The following is a 19,272-nucleotide window of genomic DNA, read 5'->3' on the forward strand; positions in this document are numbered from 1 at the left end:
CCGCTCCGGCTTCGGGCCGGCGGAGCGGGCATGGGGGTGAGGGCCGGTCAGTCCGCCGCGTCGGCACGGCCGTTGGGCCCGAAGGAGCCGTCACCGCACTTCGCGGCCCGTTGCGGGGCGCCCCGCGGAAGTCCCCGGCCCGCCCGTGGCGCCCGGCGCGCCCTCCCGGGCCCCGCGAGCGCCGGACGCCGCGGGAAACCTGTCGTAGGACGGGGCGATCCTGGGTACTGCCGAACGCGTGACGTACGACGCACCGCCCGGGCGCCGCCCGCGGGAGCGGAACATTAGACTCGACCCGCCCGGCAACAGCTCGATCAGCTCTTACTGCAAGGAGGCACGGGTGCCGCTGCTGACCCGCATCAGGGGACCGCGCGATCTGGACCGGCTCAGCCTGGAGGAGCTGAACCAGCTGGCCGAGGAGATCCGGACCTTCCTGGTCGACGCGGTCTCCAAGACCGGCGGCCATCTCGGCCCCAACCTCGGCGTGGTGGAGCTCACCATCGCCCTGCACCGCGTCTTCGAATCCCCCAGGGACAAGGTCCTGTGGGACACCGGCCACCAGTCCTACGTGCACAAGCTGCTGACCGGCCGGCAGGACTTCTCCAAGCTGAAGATGAAGGGCGGCCTGTCCGGCTACCCCTCGCAGGCCGAGTCCGAGCACGACGTCATCGAGAACAGCCACGCCTCCACCGTCCTCGGCTGGGCCGACGGCATCGCCAAGGCCAACCAGCTGAGGAAACGCGACAGCCACGTCGTCGCGGTCATCGGCGACGGCGCGCTGACCGGCGGCATGGCCTGGGAGGCGCTGAACAACATCGCCGACGCCAAGGACCGCCCGCTCGTCATCGTCGTCAACGACAACGAGCGCTCCTACTCGCCCACCATCGGCGGCCTCGCCAACCACCTGGCGACCCTGCGCACCACCGACGGCTACGAGCGTTTCCTGACCCGCACCAAGGACCTGCTGGAGCGCACCCCGGTCGTCGGCCGTCCCCTCTACGACACCCTGCACGGCGCCAAGAAGGGCCTGAAGGACTTCATCGCCCCGCAGGGCATGTTCGAGGACCTGGGCCTGAAGTACGTCGGCCCCATCGACGGCCACGACATCGAGGCCCTGGAGTCCGCCCTGGCCCGCGCCAAGCGCTTCGGCGGCCCGGTGATCGTGCACTGCCTCACCGAGAAGGGCCGCGGCTACCAGCCCGCCCTGGCGGACGAGGCCGACCGCTTCCACGCCGTCGGCAAGATCCACCCCGACACGGGCCTGCCGATCGCCAGCTCCGGCGCCGACTGGACCTCCGTCTTCGGCGAGGAGATGGTCAAGCTCGGCGAGGAGCGCGAGGACATCGTCGCCATCACCGCCGCGATGCTCCAGCCGGTCGGCCTCGACAAGTTCGCCAAGCGCTTCCCCGAGCGGGTCTACGACGTCGGCATCGCCGAGCAGCACGGTGCCGTCTCCGCGGCCGGCCTGGCCCACGCGGGCGTGCACCCCGTCTTCGCCGTGTACGCCACCTTCCTCAACCGCGCCTTCGACCAGGTGCTGATGGACGTGGCCCTGCACCGGTGCGGTGTGACGTTCGTCCTCGACCGGGCCGGCGTCACCGGCACCGACGGCGCCTCCCACAACGGCATGTGGGACATGTCGATCCTCCAGGTGGTCCCCGGGCTGCGCCTGGCCGCACCGCGCGACGCCGACCAGGTCCGCGCCCAGCTGCGCGAGGCCGTCGCCGTCGAGGACGCCCCGACCGTGGTGCGCTTCTCCAAGGGCGCCGTCGGCCCCGCCGTGCCCGCCGTGGGCCGCGTCGGCGGCATGGACGTGCTGCGCGAGCCCGGCACCGACGCCCCCGACGTGCTGCTGGTCTCCGTGGGCGCCCTCGCCCCGATGTGCCTGGAGATCGCCTCCCTCCTCGACCGGCAGGGCATCTCCACCACCGTCATCGACCCGCGCTGGGTCAAGCCCGTCGACGAGGCCATGGCCCCGCTCGCCGAGAAGCACCGGGTGGTCGTCACCGTCGAGGACAACTCCCGCGTCGGCGGTGTCGGCTCCGCCGTCGCACAGGCCCTGCGCGACGCCGGCGTCGACGTGCCGCTGCGCGACTTCGGCATCCCGCCGCGCTTCCTCGACCACGCCTCCCGCGCCGAGGTCCTGGCCGAGATCGGGCTCACCGCCCCCGACATCGCCCGCCAGGTCACCGGTCTGGTGGCCAAGCTCGACGGGATCCCCCACTCCCGGCTCCGCTCGGGCGGGGGTGCCCCCGCCGAGCGCTCCGCCGCCGGCGCGGTCGACTCGGTGGAGTCGGCCCGCGACTGACCGACCGCCACGCGTCGCCCGGATGGGCCGCCCGTGCCACTGTGAGGAGTGGCGGGGGCGGCCCGTTTGCGTGAGGGTTCCTGTACCGGGGCATACGACCTACGCCCCTCTCGATCATGTCGAGGACGACAAGCGTGGGAGGTACCCGTGACCAGCCCTCTCTTCCGGACGAAGAACGTCGAGCAGTCCCTCCTCGACACCGAGGAGCCGGAGCACGCGCTCAAGAAATCCCTGTCCGCGCTGGACCTGACCGTCTTCGGCGTCGGCGTCATCATCGGCACCGGCATCTTCGTCCTCACCGGCACGGTCGCCAAGAACAACGCCGGACCCGCGGTGGCCCTGGCCTTCCTGGTGGCCGGGGTCGTCTGCGCGCTCGCCGCGCTCTGCTACGCCGAGTTCGCCTCCACCGTCCCGGTGGCGGGCTCCGCCTACACCTTCTCGTACGCCTCCCTCGGCGAGCTGCCCGCGTGGATCATCGGCTGGGACCTGGTCCTGGAATTCGCGCTCGGCACCGCGGTGGTGGCCGTCGGCTGGTCCGGCTACATCCACTCGCTGCTGGACAACGCGGGCTGGCGGCTGCCCGCGGCGCTCGGCACCCGGGACGGCGCCGAGGGCTTCGGGTTCGACGTCCTCGCCGCCGCCCTGGTGCTGGTGCTCACCGGCATCCTCGTCCTCGGCATGAAACTGTCCGCCCGGGTCACCTCGATCGTCGTCGCCATCAAGGTGACCGTCGTCCTCGTCGTGATCATCGCGGGTGCCTTCTTCATCACCGCCGACAACTACGTCCCCTTCGTCCCGCCGGCGCAGCCCGTGCCCGCGGGCGACAACCTCGCCGCCCCCCTCATCCAGCTGATGTTCGGCTGGGCGCCGGCCAACTTCGGCGTCATGGGCATCTTCACCGCCGCCTCGGTGGTCTTCTTCGCGTTCATCGGCTTCGACATCGTCGCCACCGCCGCCGAGGAGACCAGGAACCCGCAGCGCGACATGCCCCGCGGCATCCTCGGTTCCCTGTTCATCTGCACCGTGCTGTACGTCGCCGTGTCCCTCGTCGTCACCGGCATGCAGAAGTACACCCAGCTGTCCGTGGACGCCCCGCTCGCGGACGCCTTCAAGGCCACCGGGCATCCCTGGTTCGCGGGCTTCATCAGCTTCGGCGCCGCCGTCGGCCTGACGGTCGTCTGCATGATCCTGCTGCTCGGCCAGACCCGCGTGTTCTTCGCGATGAGCCGCGACGGGCTGCTGCCCCGGTTCTTCTCCCGGGTCCACCCCCGGTTCAAGACCCCGCACCGGCCGACCATCCTGCTCGGCGTCGTCATCGCGGTCCTCGCGGGCTTCACGCCGCTGAGCGAGCTCGCCGCGCTGGTGAACATCGGCACCCTGTTCGCCTTCGTGGTCGTCGCGATCAGCGTGATCATCCTCCGCAGGACCCGCCCCGACCTGCACCGCGCCTTCCGCGCCCCGCTGGTGCCGTTCCTGCCGATCCTGTCGATCGCCGCGTCGCTGTGGCTGATGCTGAACCTGCCCGCCGAGACCTGGCTCCGGTTCGCCGTCTGGATGGCCCTGGGCTTCGTCGTCTACTTCCTCTACGGCCGGAACCACAGCCGCCTGTCCGAGGCGAGGAAAGCGGACGTGAGGACGCCGTGAGACCGGGCCCAACCCTCAGCCGGCGGACACGGTCCCGCACCGGCCCCGTGCGTCCCGCTCCGGCGGGGACCACGGGGCCGTTCCGCGTCGGTGGCGTCAGCCGCGTCGGGCCGGGGCCGCCGGGGAACACCGGCCGAGGACGCGAGCCGCCCCACTGTGCGGGGCGCGCACGGCGCGGAGCCGGTCGTACGGGCACGGAGGCACCGTGGCCCGCGGGGACCGGCCCGCGGAAGCGGCCGACCCGCCCGAACACCGGCCGTCCGTTCCGGCTCCCGGTCGCCGCAGGGGCCGGCCGTTCCGCGGGGCGGTGGCCGGCCCGGCTACGCCCCGGGCGCCCGCCCGGCCCCGTGCGCCGAGGGACGCCGTGGGCTCAGCGGGGGGCGCTGCGCGGACCGGTGACGTCCGCTCCCAGGGCCGTCACCCTGCGGCGCAGTTCGCGGTCGGCCGTGACGACCAGGACGGGGCGGTCGCCGGCCCCGTCCACCAGGGCGACCATGTGGTCGTCGCCGCTGCCCGGGGCGGACTCCACCCGGACGCCCGGCACCGACTCCACCCCGCGGGCCGCGCCCTCGACCACCAGGACGATCTCCACCGGGCCGCGGCGGCCGGGCAGGCCGTCCGACGCCAGCCGGTCGCGCAGGCGTTCCGCGGCGCCCCGGCGGTCCCGCCACCAGCCGTCGGGCACCGACCCGACGACGTTCGCGGCGTCGACGATCACGAGTGGGGCGGCGGTGTCGTCCATGCCGTCAGGGTCCCACGGAACGGCCGCCGCACAGGGACCGGACCGTCGTGCGGGGTCCGCCTGCGCGGGGTGAAGCGGTGGACGGCGCCCGGCTCCCGCGCGGCCGACGGCCGCCGCACCGTCCACCTGCCGTCGGACGGCGCCGTCCCGTGCCGTGCGGAGCTCGTCCCCGGCGGACCGTGGGAGGCGCCGCGCGGGATCGGCGGCACCCGGAGGCCGCGCCCGGGGCCCGACCGTGGGCCGGGGCGCCGACGGTCGCGCCCCTCTCGTCGCCCGGCGGCCCACGGCGCCCGGCGAGTCGGGCCCGGTGCACTCCACCCGCTTCCGCCCGCGGCTCGTCCCCTGGACCGGAACCCGGTCGGTCACCGCGACGGGAGGGGCGACCGCACCGGACCGCCGGCGGTCGCCGCCGACGACCGGGGACGCGCCCCTGTCTCCGTCCGCGACCGGGGCGGCGGGGTGAGCCCGCCGGTGCGGAGGGAGAAGGGCGGCCGGGACCCGTGGCGGCATCCCGGGGGAGAGGACGTCCCGGGCGAACGCGCGGCCGTGACGGGGGAGTCGGGCCTGGTCGACCCGTACGCGGCCGTCCCGGAAGGGATCCTGCACCGGCGTCGGAGGGTCCTTCCGGGGTGGTGTCAGGACGTGCCGCCGTTCGCCGGGGACTTCTTGGCCGACTCCGGGATCTCCGTGTCGTTGCGGATCGCCTCCCACAGGGCCGACGCCTGCGGCTCGGCGGCCACCACCCGGTTCGGGTCGATCGCGTCGTACGCCACCGGAAGCATGATCGTCTCCATGCCGGCCGGGTCGACGCCGTTCAGGCTGCGGCCGAAGTCCGCCAGCGCGGTGAGCGAGGCGAGTTCGGAGTCGGTGGTGAGGGCCGCGGTGAGCGTGTCGGCGATCCTGTACGTCTTGGTCGGGCTGCCCAGCAGGTCCTGCTTCTTGATCTCGCTCAGCAGGGCGACCATGAACTGCTGCTGGAGGCCGATGCGCCCGAGGTCGCTGCCGTCACCGACGCCGTGCCGGGTGCGGACGAACTGCAGGGACTCGGTGCCGTCCAGGCGGTGGGTGCCGGCGGTCAGGTCGAGGCCGCTGGAGGTGTCGCGGATGTCCCGGTCGACGGTCACGGTGACCCCGCCTATCGCGTCCACCAGGTCCTTGAAGCCGGCGAAGTCGATCTCCACGTAGTGGTCCATGCGGACCCCGGACATCTTCTCCACCGTCTTGACCACACAGGCCGGACCGGCTTGCGCGTAGACGGAGTTGAACATCACGCGCTCGGCCGGGGCCATGGTGGAGCCGTCCGGCCGGGTGCACTCGGGCCGGCTCACCAGGGTGTCGCGCGGGATGCTGACGGCGACGGCCTCGGTGCGGCCCTCGGGGATGTGCATCACCAGCGCGGTGTCGGAGCGCGCCCCCGCGACCTTGCCGGTGTTCAGTCCGGCGTTGTCGCCGGCGCGCGAGTCGGAGCCGAGGACCAGGACGTTCTGCCCGGAGGTGGGCAGCTTCTCCGGCCGGTCCCCGCCGATCGCCTCGTCGATGTCGACGCCCTTGATGTTGCCGTCGAGACCGCTGTAGAGCCAGTAGCCGGTGCCGGCCCCCGCGAGGACGAGTACGGCCAGCGAGAGCAGGAGCCACCGGCCGACGCGCCGTCGGCGGGGCGCCTCCCGCGGGGAGGACCGGTGCGAACTGCTCGGGCTGTCGACGGCTGGGGTCGTCATCGGGGCGGTGTCCTCGTCTGTTCGTGCCGGGCCTGCCGGTGCTGCGTGCTGTCAAGGTCCCCGGCACGACCACCTGGGCGTACTCGGGCGATCGGACAGACCCGCGACCCGCTCCGGGCGTTGTACGGCAGTGACTCACATCACCCCTGGTCCCGGCGGGGACGCGACGACGTTCGGCGGGGTTCCGCTCCCGTGCGCGGGACGACGGTGCGGTGGTCCCCGGGGGAACGGAAAGTGTATGCAGTGTGCATATGATGTGAGAATTCCAGGTCCCGCGTCCAAATCGGGTGAGTTCTCCAGGGAGTCCGTCATGGTGATGCGGGATCGGTCCGCACGTGCCCCGCGGCGACGTTCGGCCGCGGCCGTCCCGGCGCCCCCGGTGACCGGTACCGCCGCGGGTTCCTGGCTGGTGCGCGGCAAGGACGGCCGGCTCACCGCGTACGCCCCCCGCGAGGGCGGTCTGGCGCGCTGGACCGAGACCCGGCCGGGCGGCCCCGGCTGGTCGGGCCCCGACTTCCTCCCCGTCGCGGACCTCACCCACCTGAGCGTGGCCCAGGGTACCGACACCTACGTCCACTTCCTGGGCCGGCGCGAGCGGCGCCGTGCGGACGGCGCGGCCGAGGTCGACGTGGTGCACGCGATCCAGTACCAGAGCGGACGACCGGTCACCGAGTGGCGCTCCCTGGGCAATCCGCACCGCGAGCCGGACCGGGCGGTGCGGTGCGGGGCGCCGACGGCCGCGGTGGACGCGGCCGGAACCGTCCACGTCTTCGTGCGCAACGCGGGGGGCGGGCTGATGATGCGCCGGGAGGGCCGGGGCGGCGCCTGGGAGCCCTGGGCCGACCTGCGGGGCACCGACCTCCGGGACGGATCGGTCGCGACCGCCGCGTCCACCGGCCGGATCGAGGTGCTCGCCCCGGCGGACGGCGCGGCGCTGCACTGGGTCCAGCCGGAGCCCGGCACCGTGCCGCAGCGCTCCCACGACGTGCGGCCGGGCCCGCTGCCCGGGTCCGTCGCCGCACTGGAGACCGCTCCCGGCCGGCTCACCTGGTTCTGGACCGACCCGGTCGGCGCGGGTCTGGTCTGCCACCGGCTCGGCGGCTGGTCCGTCCCGCTGGGCGGCACGCCCTCGGACGGCGGCCACGCGGTGCTGCGCGCTCTTCTCGACGGGTACGACTGCACGGTGATCGCCCATCGCGGCGTGACCGGGAGCGTGTTGGTCGGCGTCTGCGGCACGGAGGACGAGTCGGCGGGGGTGTGGTGGACGGACACCGGGCGGACCTGCGTGGGCGACCCGGCCCTGGCGCACGACGCGCAAGGCCGGTTGGTGCTCGCCGCGTTCGGGCCCGACGGCGGCCTGTGGGTGGCGCGGCAGGAGAGCGGGCAGGGACTGGTGCTCGCGGACTGGGTGCGCGTCTGACGGTCCGCCGTACGCGCGGATCGGGCAGCAGCCGAAAAGGTTGCCCCCGTGTGGGATGTGCGACAGATGTCGGCCAGGGGCCGATTGTTTCTGGACACGTGAAAGTTTAGATGTGAATAATCTGTTCGTTCGGTGAGCGCCAGGTGAACCTCAGCCGCATGGCCGGTGAAAAGGGGAGGTGGCCGCTGCTGATACCGGTGGCGGTCGCGGATGGGGGCACGTCCGCCGGTCAGGGTGGGGATCAGTCGCCGGAGCCGTGCGTTCCGGCCTCGATGTGGATGGTGCGGAAGTCTGGTGAGCCTCAACAATCCCGAGGCGAGCGCGCTCGTGTCGACATATCGATCGTTGGTGCCGGTGGGGGCACGGCGCCGGATCGTGCGCCGGGTGCCGGGCACCCTGCGCACGTCGGTGAAGCGCTCGCTGGCCTCCGCCGACGCCGCGCGCTCCGCCGTGGTGGTCCGGGCCCTGGGCGGCCGTCGCACGGCGGGCAGGCACGCCTTCGGGCTGCCGGTGCGGGTCGTCCGGGTGGCCGGCCGGCACCTGCGGGCCGTGGAGGTGCCCGGGGCCACCGCCTGGGCCGCCCGCGCCCGCAATCTGCACCTGCTCGTCTCCCTCCTGGAGGAAGCCGGGATCGACTACTTCTGCGTCCGCGGCACCGGATCCCCGGTGCCCTGCGTGGCCGTCCCCGCGCGGTGGCGCGCCGATGTCGAGGAGCTGCTGCAGTTCGCCTGCGCGGACAACCCCGGTTACGTGGGCGCCTCCCCGCAGGGGCAGATGCGCCCCGGCGCCGCCCCCGCCGGCTGGCGCGCGCTGCGCGGCCGGCAGGTGCTGCGCGTGGCCTGGATCGTCTGCGATCCCACCGGGAACCTGGTGTTCGGCCCCGAGTACGGCTGTGACCTCGAGTTCTGGGCGGAGCGGGACGGTCGGCTGACCGCACCCCGGCCCAACAAGGTGGTGACCGAGATCCCGGTGGACGCGGGCCGCTGCTGGGCTCAGCAGAATCGTTTCAGCGCCGTCCCGGCCGTCTACGGCACCGGCCACGCCCGCACCCTCCCCGAGTTCGCCGCCGCGCTGCCCGACGACCACCTCTTCCCGGTCGACGTCGTCTACACCTGGGTGGACGACTCCGACCCGGTCTGGCGGGCGAGCCGGGACGCCGCACGCCGACGGTCCACCGGCGCCCCGGGCGCCGCCCTGCACGAACAGGCGGCCAACGACGCGCGCTACACCAGCCGCGACGAGCTGAGGTACTCGCTGCGGTCGATCCACCAGTACGCGCCGTGGGTGCGCAACATCTTCCTCGTCACGGCCGGACAGGTGCCCCCGTGGCTGAGCACCGACTTCCCCGGCATCCGGGTGGTCGACCACCGGGAGATCTTCTCCGACCCCGATGCGCTGCCGACCTTCAACTCCCACGCGATCGAGAGCCAGTTGCACCACATTCCCGAACTCGCGGAGCACTTCCTCTACCTGAACGACGACGTGTTCTTCGGCCGCCCCGTGCAGCCGGGACAGTTCTTCCACGCCAACGGGCTGACCAAGTTCTTCCAGTCCAAGGCGCTGATCCCGTCCGGCCGCGCGAGCACCGAGGACCTGCCCGTCAACGCCGCCGGCAAGAACAGCCGGGGCCTGATCGCCCAGCAGTTCGGCACCGTCATCTCCCAGAAGATGAAGCACACCCCGCACGCCCTGCGGCGCAGCGTGCTCACGGAGATCGAACAGGTCTACGCCAAGGCGCACCGGATGACCCAGCACTCCCGGTTCCGCTCGCCCAACGACGTGCCCATCGCCTCCTCGCTGTACCACTACTACGCCTACCAGTCCGCCCGCGCGACGGTCGGCGACATCCGCTACGTCTACATCGACCTCGCCGACGAACTGGCGCAGCGCCGGCTGGACAGCCTCCTGGCCCGGCGCAACTTCGACACCTTCTGCATGAACGACACCGTCACCGCCGCCGATCCGGCGGCCCAGACCCGCATGGTCGCCGACTTCCTGGACGCCTACTTCCCGGTGCCCAGCCCCTTCGAGAGGGACTCCGGCATCGCCCCGCCGCGCCGACCGGCCGACGGCATGGCCGAACTGGGGCAGGCCGGCTCATGAGCTTCCGGACCGAGAAACCGGCCGCGGCGGGCGGCGGAGCGGGCCGTCCGCGCCGCGGTCTGCGCGCCCGTGCCGCCGTCCTGCGCGACCGGTCCATGCGGCGCCTCTTCCTGCCCCTGCGCCGAGGCCGCGCCGCCCGGCTCCACTACGCCGCCATCCTCGACGGCCAGACCGTCAACCTGCACGCCCAACTGCCCCCGTCCGTCCGCCTGCCCGAGCGGGCCGAGATCGTGCTGCGCCGCGGCCGCCGCCGCTTCGCCACCGAGGCCCGCGTCCACGAGGGACCGGCCGGCGAGGTGCTGGTCGACGCCGCCGTCCTGCTCGGCGCGGACGTCGGCGGCGTACCGGTGGACACCGGGCGCTGGCGGCTGCGCCTGCGCCTGAGCCACGGGCGCCGCTCCCGCACCCTCCCGCTGCTGCTGTTCCGGCCGCCGGTGCCGTACGAGGGGCCCACCAAACCCATGACGGCCTCCCCGGTCACCGGCGAACGCCACCGGCTCGGCCGCTCCTTCCGCGGCAGCGCCCGCGTGGTCAGCAACGGCGCCCGCCCCTCCGCCGAGGTGGCCAAGGTGCACCTGACGCATGCCGGCGTCGTCGTCGACTTCCGGCTGCTGGGCGTCCGGGCCGAGGAGCCGTGGGCCGATTTCGTCGCCTCCGGGCGCCGGATCGAGCAGCCCGTCACCGCGCCGGCCGCGGACCTCCTGCGCGTGGAGGTCCCGCTGGACCGGATGCCGCCCCGGGGCGCCCGGCCCGAGCACTGGGACGTCGTCCTGCGCGACCGCACCGGACGGTCGCTGCGCCTGGGACGCCGGCTGCACGACGTGCGCAACCCCCTGCGCGTCTTCGCCATGCGCAGCCTCGCGATCACCCCGCCGGGCCGTCCCCCCATGATCGTCCAACCGCGCTACACCCCCGCAGGCAATCTCCGGGTCACCTGCACGCGCATGCCCGAGGCAGGCTGAACCGACAGATGAAGATCACGTTCCTGCTGACCACGGCCGACGCGGTCGGCGGCACCGAGCGGGCGGTGTTCAACCAGGCGTCCGAGCTGGCCGCCCGGCACGACGTCCGGGTGCTCAGCGTCTTCAAGAGCAAGCGCGAGCAGTTCTTCACGCCGGACGAGCGGGTCCGCGTCGACTACCTGATCGACCTCACCGCGGCCACCCCCCGGCCCCTGCGCCCGACCCGGGTCGACGCCTCGGTGTGGCCGGACCTGGCCGCGCAGCCCAGCCGGATCGTCGACCGCTCCTGGGAGGCGGCGTTCAACCGGCTCTCCGACCTCGAACTCGAACTCGCCCTCCAGGAGACCGACACCGACATCCTGGTCACCACCACCCCCGCGCTGATGGCGCTCGCCGTCGAGCTGGCCCCGGCCCGGGTCATCACGGTCCACCAGGAGCACCGGGTCTCCGAACTGCGCGGCACCAGCGGCGAACCGCTGCGCCGCCACGCGGCCCGGCTGGACGCGCTGGCCGTCCTCAGCGAGCGGACCCGGGACTGGTTCGCCGAGACCCTCGGCGACGCCGCGCCCCGCCTGGAGGTCGTGCCCAACGCCCTGCCCAGCGGCTTCAGGCCCCGCTCCACCCTGCAGACCCGCACGGTGGTGATCGCCGGACGGCTCGTCGGGGAGAAGCAGATCGACCACGCCGTGACCGCCTGGGCCACCGTGGCCCGGCACCACCCGGACTGGCAGCTGCGGATCTTCGGCGACGGGCCGCTCAGCGGCGCTCTGCGCCGGCAGATCGACATGCTCGGACTGCACGACTGCGTCCAGCTCAACGGCAACTCCAAGCACCTGGCGGAGGAGTGGGCCAAGGCCAGCGTCGCCACGCTCACCTCGCGCAACGAGGCGTTCGGCCTGGTGCTCGCCGAGGCGCACGCGGCCGGTGTCCCGGTGGTCTCCTACGACTCGCCCAACGGCCCGCGCGAGGTGGTCATCGACGGACAGACCGGGATCCTCGTCCCGCCGGGCGACACCGACGCCCTCGCCTCGGCCCTGATGCTCCTGATCCAGGACACCGGGCTGCGGCAGCGGATGGGCGCCGCGGCGCTCGCCTCCGTCAACCGCTTCTCGCCCGCCGTGGTGACCGCCGCCTGGGAGCGGATCTTCCACGAGCTCGTCGCCGAACGCGAGAGCGGACGCCGTGGCGCGGCCAAGGCCGAACGCCAGGCCCTGCACGCCTACTACAGCGGCGCCGAGGGCATCGTGCCCGCGGCGGCCGCCGCCCCCGCCACCACCGTGCGCACCTCCGACCAGCGCGCGCTGGAAGCCCGGCTGCTCGAGCGGCGCGGCCTGGTGACGGACGGCGGCCAGGTCTGCCGCCTGCTGGACTGGGAATCCCCGTGGGACGTCGTCCAGCAGAACCTGGCCCTGGCCGCGAACGCCCTCGAGGCCGCCGACATCCCCTACCTCGTGGTGCGCGACCACCTGGTACGGCACACGGTCGCGGTGCACGCCGCGCACCGCGACGCGGTCTTCAAGGCGCTCGCCGAGCGGTACGCGAAGGAAGCGGTGTACGCCGCGGTGCTCAACGAGGGGCAGCAGACGGTGGCCACCGTCCTGGCCGGCCTCGTCGCGCCGCACGCCGACGCCGCCCCGTCCGGGGTCCGGATCTACCAGAACGTGGTCTCCCCCTCGCGGATCCTGCGCCTGGGCGCCGTCTACGGCTGCACCATCTCCTTCTGGGACAGCGACCCGGACGACGAGACCCACAGCCACCTCAAGGCCCCCGCCCGCACGCTGATCGGCGACCGGGTGCCCGTCCGCGCCATGCACAGGGCCACCCTCACCCTGGGCGGGCGCCCCTATCCGACGATCGCCCCCTACACCCGCACCCTCCACGGTGACGTCGCCTTTCCCGTGGACGCCGTCTACACGTGGGTGAACGGCGCCGACGTCGCGTGGCTGGAGCGCAAGAACGCGGCACTGGCCGCGATGGGCCTGGAGACCGAGGACGCGGCGACGAGCGCGGCACGCTTCCGGGACCGGGACGAACTGCGGTACTCCCTGCGCTCCCTCGACATGTACGCCCCCTGGATCAGGAACGTCTACCTCGTCACCGACCAGCAGGTGCCGCACTGGCTGGACCTCTCCCACCCGCGGGTGCGCGTCGTGGACCACACCGAGATCTTCGGCGACCGCGGTGCGCTGCCCACGTACAACTCCCACGCCATCGAGAGCCAGTTGCACCACATCGAGGGCCTGGCCGAGCACTTCCTGTACTTCAACGACGACGTGTTCGTCGGGCGGACCCTCAGGCCCGACATGTTCTTCCTCGGCAACGGGCAGGCCAAGCACTTCATGTCGCCCACCTCCGTCCCGATGGCTCCGCCGTCCCCGGAGGACGAGTTCAACATCAGCGCCGCGAAGAACAACCGGGCCCTGATCCAGCGGGACTTCGGACAGACCCCGGTGCACTCGTTCCTGCACGCCCCGCACCCGCTGCGCCGCAGCGTCCTGGCCGACATCGAACAGCGCTACCACCAGGCGGTGGCGACCACCGCGGGCAACCGGCTGCGCAGCCACGACGACGTCTCGGTCGCGTCCTCGCTGCACCACTACTTCGGCTTCCACACGCTGCGCAGCGTGCCGGGCAGCATCTCCTGCGGATTCGTCAACGTCGGCCTGAGCGAGCACGCCCCGCGGCTCAACCGGATCCTCACCGTGCGCCCGCACGACGTGTTCTGCCTGAACGACTACCACGACGGAGACGTCCCCGAGGAGGAGCAGGACGCCGTCCTCGCCGCGTTCCTGCCCAGCTACTTCCCGGTGCCGAGCCAGTTCGAGACCGGATCGGTGCGCAACCAGCGCGCCCACGCGGGTTACCTGCCGGGCTGGCCCCTGTGACCCCCCACCGCATTCCGCCGTCCGGAGGAGCAACAGCGTGAACAGTCCCGCGTCCGTGCTGCAGGTCGTGGCCCACCCGGACGACGACCTGTACTTCATGAACCCGGCCGTCTTCCACGGGTTGCGGGCCGGCACGCGCACCACCACGGTGTACCTGACCGCCGGCGACGCACTCGGCCGGAACCCCCGGCCGTGGCAGACCGAGCCGGTCGCCGAGGACCGGGAGGCCTACGGCAAGGCGCGGCAGAACGGCATCAAGGCCGCCTACGCCGCCATGGCGCTCGGCGATCGCACGGCCGCCTGGAAGCCGGCCACCCTGTCCACGGCGGCCGGTGCGGTCGCGGAGGCCTACTCGCTCGCCGACGCGCCCTGGGTGACGCTGATCTTCCTCAACATCCGGCAGCACGGCACTCCGGAGGGCCCGCCCCGCAGCCTGCACGTGCTCTGGGGCGACGAGGTCGAGTCGGTACCGACGCTGGTGCCCGTCGGCGGCCTGGTGCACGAGGCGTACGGGTACACGCGGACCGGGCTGGTCCGGACCCTGGTGCAGATCATGGACCTCGTCCGTCCCACGCTGGTACGCCTCATGGACCCCGACCCCGACCGGCTGGTGCACGACGAGAAGTTCCCGCAGCGGCACGACCACGGCGACCTGTCCGACCACTGCGACCACACCGCCGCGGGCCTGTTCTGCCTGCTCGCCCTGGACCACTACCGGGGGCCGGCCGAGAACGGCACGTTCGCCGTGGAGGCGTACCGCGGGTACTACAACGAGCGCTGGCCGCACAACCTCGGCCCGCAGGCGGTCTCCCTGAAGGAGTTCTTCCTCAACGTCTACGGCGCGGCGGACGGCTACGACTGCGGCGACCCGGCGGGCAGCGGCGACTACGCGGTCGGCCTGAACTCCCGGGGGACGGGGTGGGTGCAGAGCACCGCCCCGCGTCACCCGGCGGGCGCCCCGTGGCTGCTGGCCGACCGGCGGGGCCGTCTGGCGGCCTTCGCCGTGCTCAACCAGCAGTGCGTGGTGTGGCTGGAGGAACAGCCCGGCAGCGACCGGTGGCGCGGCCCGTTCTTCCTCGGCGGCGGCCCCCTCACGCCCGGCCTCGCCGTCTGCCTCACGGTGGACGGCCGCTGGCAGATCTACGCCGAGCGGCTGTCCCGCCTCGCCCCGGACGACACCCACGTCCGCGAGGTCGTGCTGCTGGAACAGGCCGAGCCCGACGGCGCGTTCACCGGCTGGGTCACGCTGGGCAACCCCTCGGCGAACGACCCGCGCCGCGACCGGCACCTCGGCACCCCGGTGGTGGCCCGGGACGGCAGGGGCCGGCTGCACCTGTTCGTGCGCAACGCCGGGCAGGGCCTGCACAGCCGCATCCAGGAGAGCGACGGCACCTGGGGCGAGTGGACCGACCTGCGCGGCCACGACCTCCAGGAGGGAGTCGCCGCGCTCACCGCGCCCAACGGCCACGTGGAGGTGTTCGGTGCCAGCCGCGAGGGCGTCTTCCACTGGGCCCAGGGCTCGCTCGACGAGCCGCTCACCCGGGCACCCCGGTTCCGGCTCGCCCCGTCCGCCGGTCCCGTGGCCGCGGTCGTCCAGCCGAACGGACAGGTCATGACCGTCTACCGGCAACCGGACACGGGCCGCCTGCTCATGGCGCAGGAGGACGCCCCGGGCGGACGCTGGGCCCGGCCCGCGAGCCCGATCGGCGGCCGCGGCGGCTTCGGCGCCGTCGCCCTCGCCGCGGGCCCCACCCCCGAGGCCGGCACGCTCGTCGCCTGCCGCAGCGACCTCGGCGGTGTGGCCCACCGCTTCCTGTCCGGTGACCAGCCCTGGCGGGAGCTGTCCGTCGCCGCCCTCGGCGGCACGTTCACCGGCGCCCCCGCCGCCGCCTTCGACGCCCTGGGCCGCGCCACGATCGCGGTCGTCGGCGCCGACGGACGCCTGGCCGTCGCCCGTCAGGCCGCCCCCGGATCCGCGGAATTCGGACCGTGGACGGTGACGGGCTGAGCCGAGGGCACGGCTCGCGCGAGGCGGAACGGCACCGCGCGCGCAAGAGGGCCCCCGCGGAGTGCGGGGGCCCTCTTCACCTGTGTGCGACGGCGACGGCTACGCCGGAACCGAGGCCACCCCGGGCTCCAGGAACCGCTTCCCGTTCACCCGCTCGGAGACGCCCTCGCGGTCCAGGTACGGCGTGATGCCGCCCAGGTGGAACGGCCAGCCGGCGCCCGTGATCAGGCACAGGTCGATGTCCTGGGCCTCGGCGACGACGCCCTCCTCGAGCATGAGCCCGATCTCCTGCGCCACCGCGTCGAGGACGCGGGCGCGCACCTGCTCCTCGGTCAGGACGGTGTCGCCCTGCTCGAGCAGCGCGGCGACCTCGGGGTCGAGCTCGGGCTTGCCGCTGTCGTAGACGTAGAAGCCGCGCTTGCCCGCCTCGACGACCGCCTTGAGGTTCGGGGAGACCGTGAAGCGGTCCGGGAACGCCCCGTGGAGCGTCTCGGAGACGTGCAGGCCGATCGCCGGGCCGACCAGTTCCAGCAGCACCAGCGGCGACATCGGCAGACCGAGCGGCTCGACCGCCTTCTCGGCGACCTCGACCGGGGTGCCCTCGTCGATGACGTTCTGGATCTCGCCCATGAAGCGGGTCAGGATGCGGTTCACGACGAACGCCGGGGCGTCCTTCACCAGGACCGCGGTCTTCTTCAGCTTCTTGGCGACACCGAACGCCGTGGCCAGCGAGGCGTCGTCGGTCTTCTCGCCGCGGACGATCTCCAGGAGCGGGAGGATCGCGACCGGGTTGAAGAAGTGGAAGCCGACGACCCGCTCGGGGTGCTTCAGCTTCGACGCCATCTCCGTCACCGACAGCGAGGAGGTGTTGGTGGCGAGGATCGCGTGCGCCGGGGCGACCGCCTCGACCTCCGCGAACACCTGCTGCTTGACGCCCATCTCCTCGAAGACCGCTTCGATGACGAAGTCGGCGTCCGCGAAGCCCTCGGCCTTGTCCAGGACGCCGGAGACCAGCGCCTTGAGGCGGTTGGCCTTGTCCTGGTTGATGCGGCCCTTGCCGAGCAGCTTGTCGATCTCGGCGTGGACGTAGCCGACGCCCTTGTCGACGCGCTCCTGGTCGATGTCGGTCAGCACGACCGGCACCTCCAGGCGGCGCAGGAACAGCAGCGCGAGCTGGGAGGCCATCAGACCGGCGCCGACGACGCCGACCTTGGTGACCGGGCGGGCCAGGTTCTTGTCCGGGGCGCCGGCGGGGCGCTTGCCGCGCTTCTGCACCAGGTTGAACGCGTAGATGCCGGAGCGCAGTTCGCCGCCCATGATGAGGTCGGCGAGCGCCTTGTCCTCGGCGTCGTAGCCCTGCTGGAGGTCGCCGTTCTTGGCGGCGGCGATGATGTCCAGGGCGCGGTAGGCGGCCGGGGCGGCGCCGTGCACCTTGGAGTCGGCGATGAAGCGGCCCTTGGCGACGGCCTGGTCCCAGGCCTCGCCGCGGTCGATCACCGGGCGCTCGATCTCGATCTCGCCCTTGAGGACGGCCGCGGTCCAGATCAGCGACTGCTCCAGGAAGTCCGCGCCCTCGAAGATCGCGTCCGCGATGCCGAGTTCGTAGACCTGCTTGCCCTTGAGCTGCTTGTTCTGGTTGAGGCTGTTCTCGATGATCACCGAGACGGCCTTGTCGGCGCCGATCAGGTTCGGCAGCAGCGTGCAGCCGCCCCAGCCGGGGACCAGGCCGAGGAAGACCTCGGGCAGCGAGAACGCCGGGAGGGCCGCGGACACCGTGCGGTAGGTGCAGTGCAGACCGATCTCGACGCCACCGCCCATGGCGGCGCCGTTGTAGTACGCGAAGGTCGGCACGGCCAGCTTCGACAGCCGCTTGAAGACGTCGTGGCCGCCCTTGCCGATGGCGAGCGCGTCCTCGTGCCGCTTGAGCAGCTCGACGCCCTTGAGGTCGGCGCCGACGGCGAAGATGAACGGCTTGCCGGTGACGCCGACGCCGGCGATCTCGCCGTCCGCGGCCTCCTTCTCGACCTGGTCGATGGCGGCGTCGATGTTCGCCAGCGACTGCGGGCCGAGGGTGGTCGGCTTGGTGTGGTCGTGACCGTTGTCGAGGGTGATCAGGGCGAAGCGTCCGGCGCCCAGGGGCAGGTCGAAGTGGCGTACGTGCGCGCTGGTGACGACCTCGCCGGGGAACAGCTCGGCCGCGCCCTTCAGAAGCTCTGCGGTGGTGCTCACTTGTCCCCCTCGAAGTGCGGGTTCTCCCAGATGACCGTCGCGCCCATGCCGAAGCCGACGCACATGGTGGTCAGGCCGTAGCGGACGTGCGGCTGCTCCTCGAACTGGCGGGCCAGCTGCGTCATCAGCCGGACGCCGGAGGAGGCCAGCGGGTGGCCGAAGGCGATGGCGCCGCCGTACTGGTTGACGCGCTCGTCGTCGTCGGCGATGCCGTAGTGGTCCAGGAACGCGAGGACCTGGACGGCGAAGGCCTCGTTGATCTCGAACAGACCGATGTCGGAGATGGACAGGCCCGCCTGCGCGAGGGCCTTCTCCGTCGCCGGGATCGGGCCGTAGCCCATGACCTCGGGCTCCACGCCGGCGAAGGAGTAGGAGACCAGGCGCATCTTGACCGGCAGCCCGTTCTCGCGGGCGAAGTCCTCGGAGGCGATGACCGAGGCGGTGGCGCCGTCGTTCAGACCGGCCGCGTTGCCGGCGGTGACCCGGCCGTGGACGCGGAACGGCGTCTTGAGGTTCGCCAGGTTCTCCAGGGTGGTGCCCGGACGCATCGGCTCGTCGGCGGTGACCAGGCCCCAGCCGGTCTCCCCGCCCTCGGGGCTGGTGCGGCGCACCGAGACCGGCACCAGGTCGGCCTGGATCTTGCCGTCGGCGTACGCCTTGGCGGCCTTCTCCTGCGAGCGCACCGCGTACTCGTCGGCACGCAGCTTGGTGATCTGCGGGTAGCGGTCGTGCAGGTTCTCCGCGGTCATGCCCATGAACAGGGCGGACTCGTCGACCAGCTTCTCGGAGACGAAGCGCGGGTTCGGGTCGACGCCCTCGCCCATCGGGTGGCGGCCCATGTGCTCGACACCGCCCGCGATGGCGACGTCGTACGCGCCGAAGGCGACGGAGCCGGCCACCGTGGTGACGGCGGTCAGGGCGCCCGCGCACATGCGGTCGATGGAGTAGCCCGGGACCGAGGTGGGCAGGCCCGCGAGGATGCCGGCCGTGCGGCCGATGGTCAGACCCTGGTCGCCGATCTGCGTGGTCGCGGCGATGGCGACCTCGTCGATCTTCTTGGGGTCGAGACCCGGGTTGCGGCGCAGCAGCTCCCGGATCGCCTTCACGACGAGGTCGTCGGCGCGGGTCTCGTGGTAGACGCCCTTCGGGCCCGCCTTGCCGAACGGGGTGCGGACGCCGTCGACGAAGACGACGTCCCTGACGGTACGAGGCACGATGGCTCTCCTCCAGGGTGCGGGATGGCACTGCTGCGT

11 protein-coding genes are annotated in these 19,272 nt (G+C 72.9%); 7 read left to right on the top strand and 4 right to left on the bottom strand.

The window, feature by feature from the left end; all coding sequences use genetic code 11:
- Nucleotides 1-340: 340 nt before the first annotated feature.
- Entirely contained in the window at nt 341-2,308 is a 1,968-nt protein-coding gene (gene dxs, locus B7L92_RS28720; protein ID WP_081240298.1) for a 1-deoxy-D-xylulose-5-phosphate synthase, read from the top strand.
- A gap of 147 nt (nt 2,309-2,455) precedes the next feature.
- Entirely contained in the window at nt 2,456-3,952 is a 1,497-nt protein-coding gene (locus B7L92_RS28725) for an amino acid permease (protein WP_081240299.1), read from the top strand.
- A gap of 370 nt (nt 3,953-4,322) precedes the next feature.
- Here the strand turns inward: B7L92_RS28725 and B7L92_RS28730 are convergent, their stop codons facing one another.
- Both B7L92_RS28730 and B7L92_RS28735 read right to left on the bottom strand, forming a co-directional pair.
- Nucleotides 4,323-4,694, bottom strand: coding sequence for a PIN domain-containing protein (locus B7L92_RS28730; protein ID WP_081240300.1), 372 nt, complete (start codon nt 4,692-4,694; stop codon nt 4,323-4,325).
- Between the two features lie 635 nt (nt 4,695-5,329).
- Nucleotides 5,330-6,412 (bottom strand): LCP family protein, encoded by a 1,083-nt coding sequence (locus B7L92_RS28735; protein WP_081240301.1) that lies wholly within the window; start codon nt 6,410-6,412, stop codon nt 5,330-5,332.
- Nucleotides 6,413-6,728: 316 nt separating this feature from the next.
- On the opposite strand from B7L92_RS28735, the gene B7L92_RS28740 reads away from it, so the two are divergent.
- The 5 genes from B7L92_RS28740 to B7L92_RS28760 all read left to right on the top strand — a co-directional run bounded on the left by B7L92_RS28740 (nt 6,729) and on the right by B7L92_RS28760 (nt 15,790).
- Nucleotides 6,729-7,832, top strand: coding sequence for a PLL family lectin (locus B7L92_RS28740; protein ID WP_170102254.1), 1,104 nt, complete (start codon nt 6,729-6,731; stop codon nt 7,830-7,832).
- Between the two features lie 291 nt (nt 7,833-8,123).
- A complete protein-coding gene (locus tag B7L92_RS28745; RefSeq protein WP_174704035.1) occupies nt 8,124-9,935 on the top strand; it encodes a stealth family protein in 1,812 nt (603 codons plus the stop codon).
- A complete protein-coding gene (locus tag B7L92_RS28750) occupies nt 9,932-10,897 on the top strand; it encodes a hypothetical protein (RefSeq protein ID WP_081240304.1) in 966 nt (321 codons plus the stop codon). Before B7L92_RS28745 ends, B7L92_RS28750 begins: the two co-directional genes overlap by 4 nt.
- An 8-nt stretch (nt 10,898-10,905) precedes the next feature.
- The gene (locus B7L92_RS28755) at nt 10,906-13,782 is read left to right on the top strand and encodes a stealth family protein (RefSeq protein WP_081240305.1); all 2,877 of its coding nucleotides are present in this window, start codon (nt 10,906-10,908) and stop codon (nt 13,780-13,782) included.
- Between the two features lie 37 nt (nt 13,783-13,819).
- Nucleotides 13,820-15,790 carry a PIG-L family deacetylase gene (locus B7L92_RS28760; protein ID WP_081240306.1) on the top strand — a complete coding sequence of 657 codons (1,971 nt, stop codon included), beginning with the start codon at nt 13,820-13,822 and terminating at the stop codon, nt 15,788-15,790.
- A gap of 99 nt (nt 15,791-15,889) precedes the next feature.
- Here the strand turns inward: B7L92_RS28760 and B7L92_RS28765 are convergent, their stop codons facing one another.
- Both B7L92_RS28765 and B7L92_RS28770 read right to left on the bottom strand, forming a co-directional pair.
- Entirely contained in the window at nt 15,890-18,019 is a 2,130-nt protein-coding gene (locus B7L92_RS28765) for a 3-hydroxyacyl-CoA dehydrogenase NAD-binding domain-containing protein (RefSeq protein WP_081240307.1), read from the bottom strand.
- Nucleotides 18,016-19,233: a thiolase family protein gene (locus B7L92_RS28770; RefSeq protein WP_081240308.1), complete on the bottom strand. Its 1,218-nt coding sequence runs from the start codon at nt 19,231-19,233 to the stop codon at nt 18,016-18,018. The genes B7L92_RS28765 and B7L92_RS28770 overlap by 4 nt, the downstream gene beginning before the upstream one ends.
- Between the last annotated feature and the right edge of the window lie 39 nt (nt 19,234-19,272).

Origin of the sequence: Streptomyces viridosporus (genome assembly GCF_002078235.1) — a bacterium.
GTDB classification, from domain to species: domain Bacteria; phylum Actinomycetota; class Actinomycetes; order Streptomycetales; family Streptomycetaceae; genus Streptomyces; species Streptomyces viridosporus.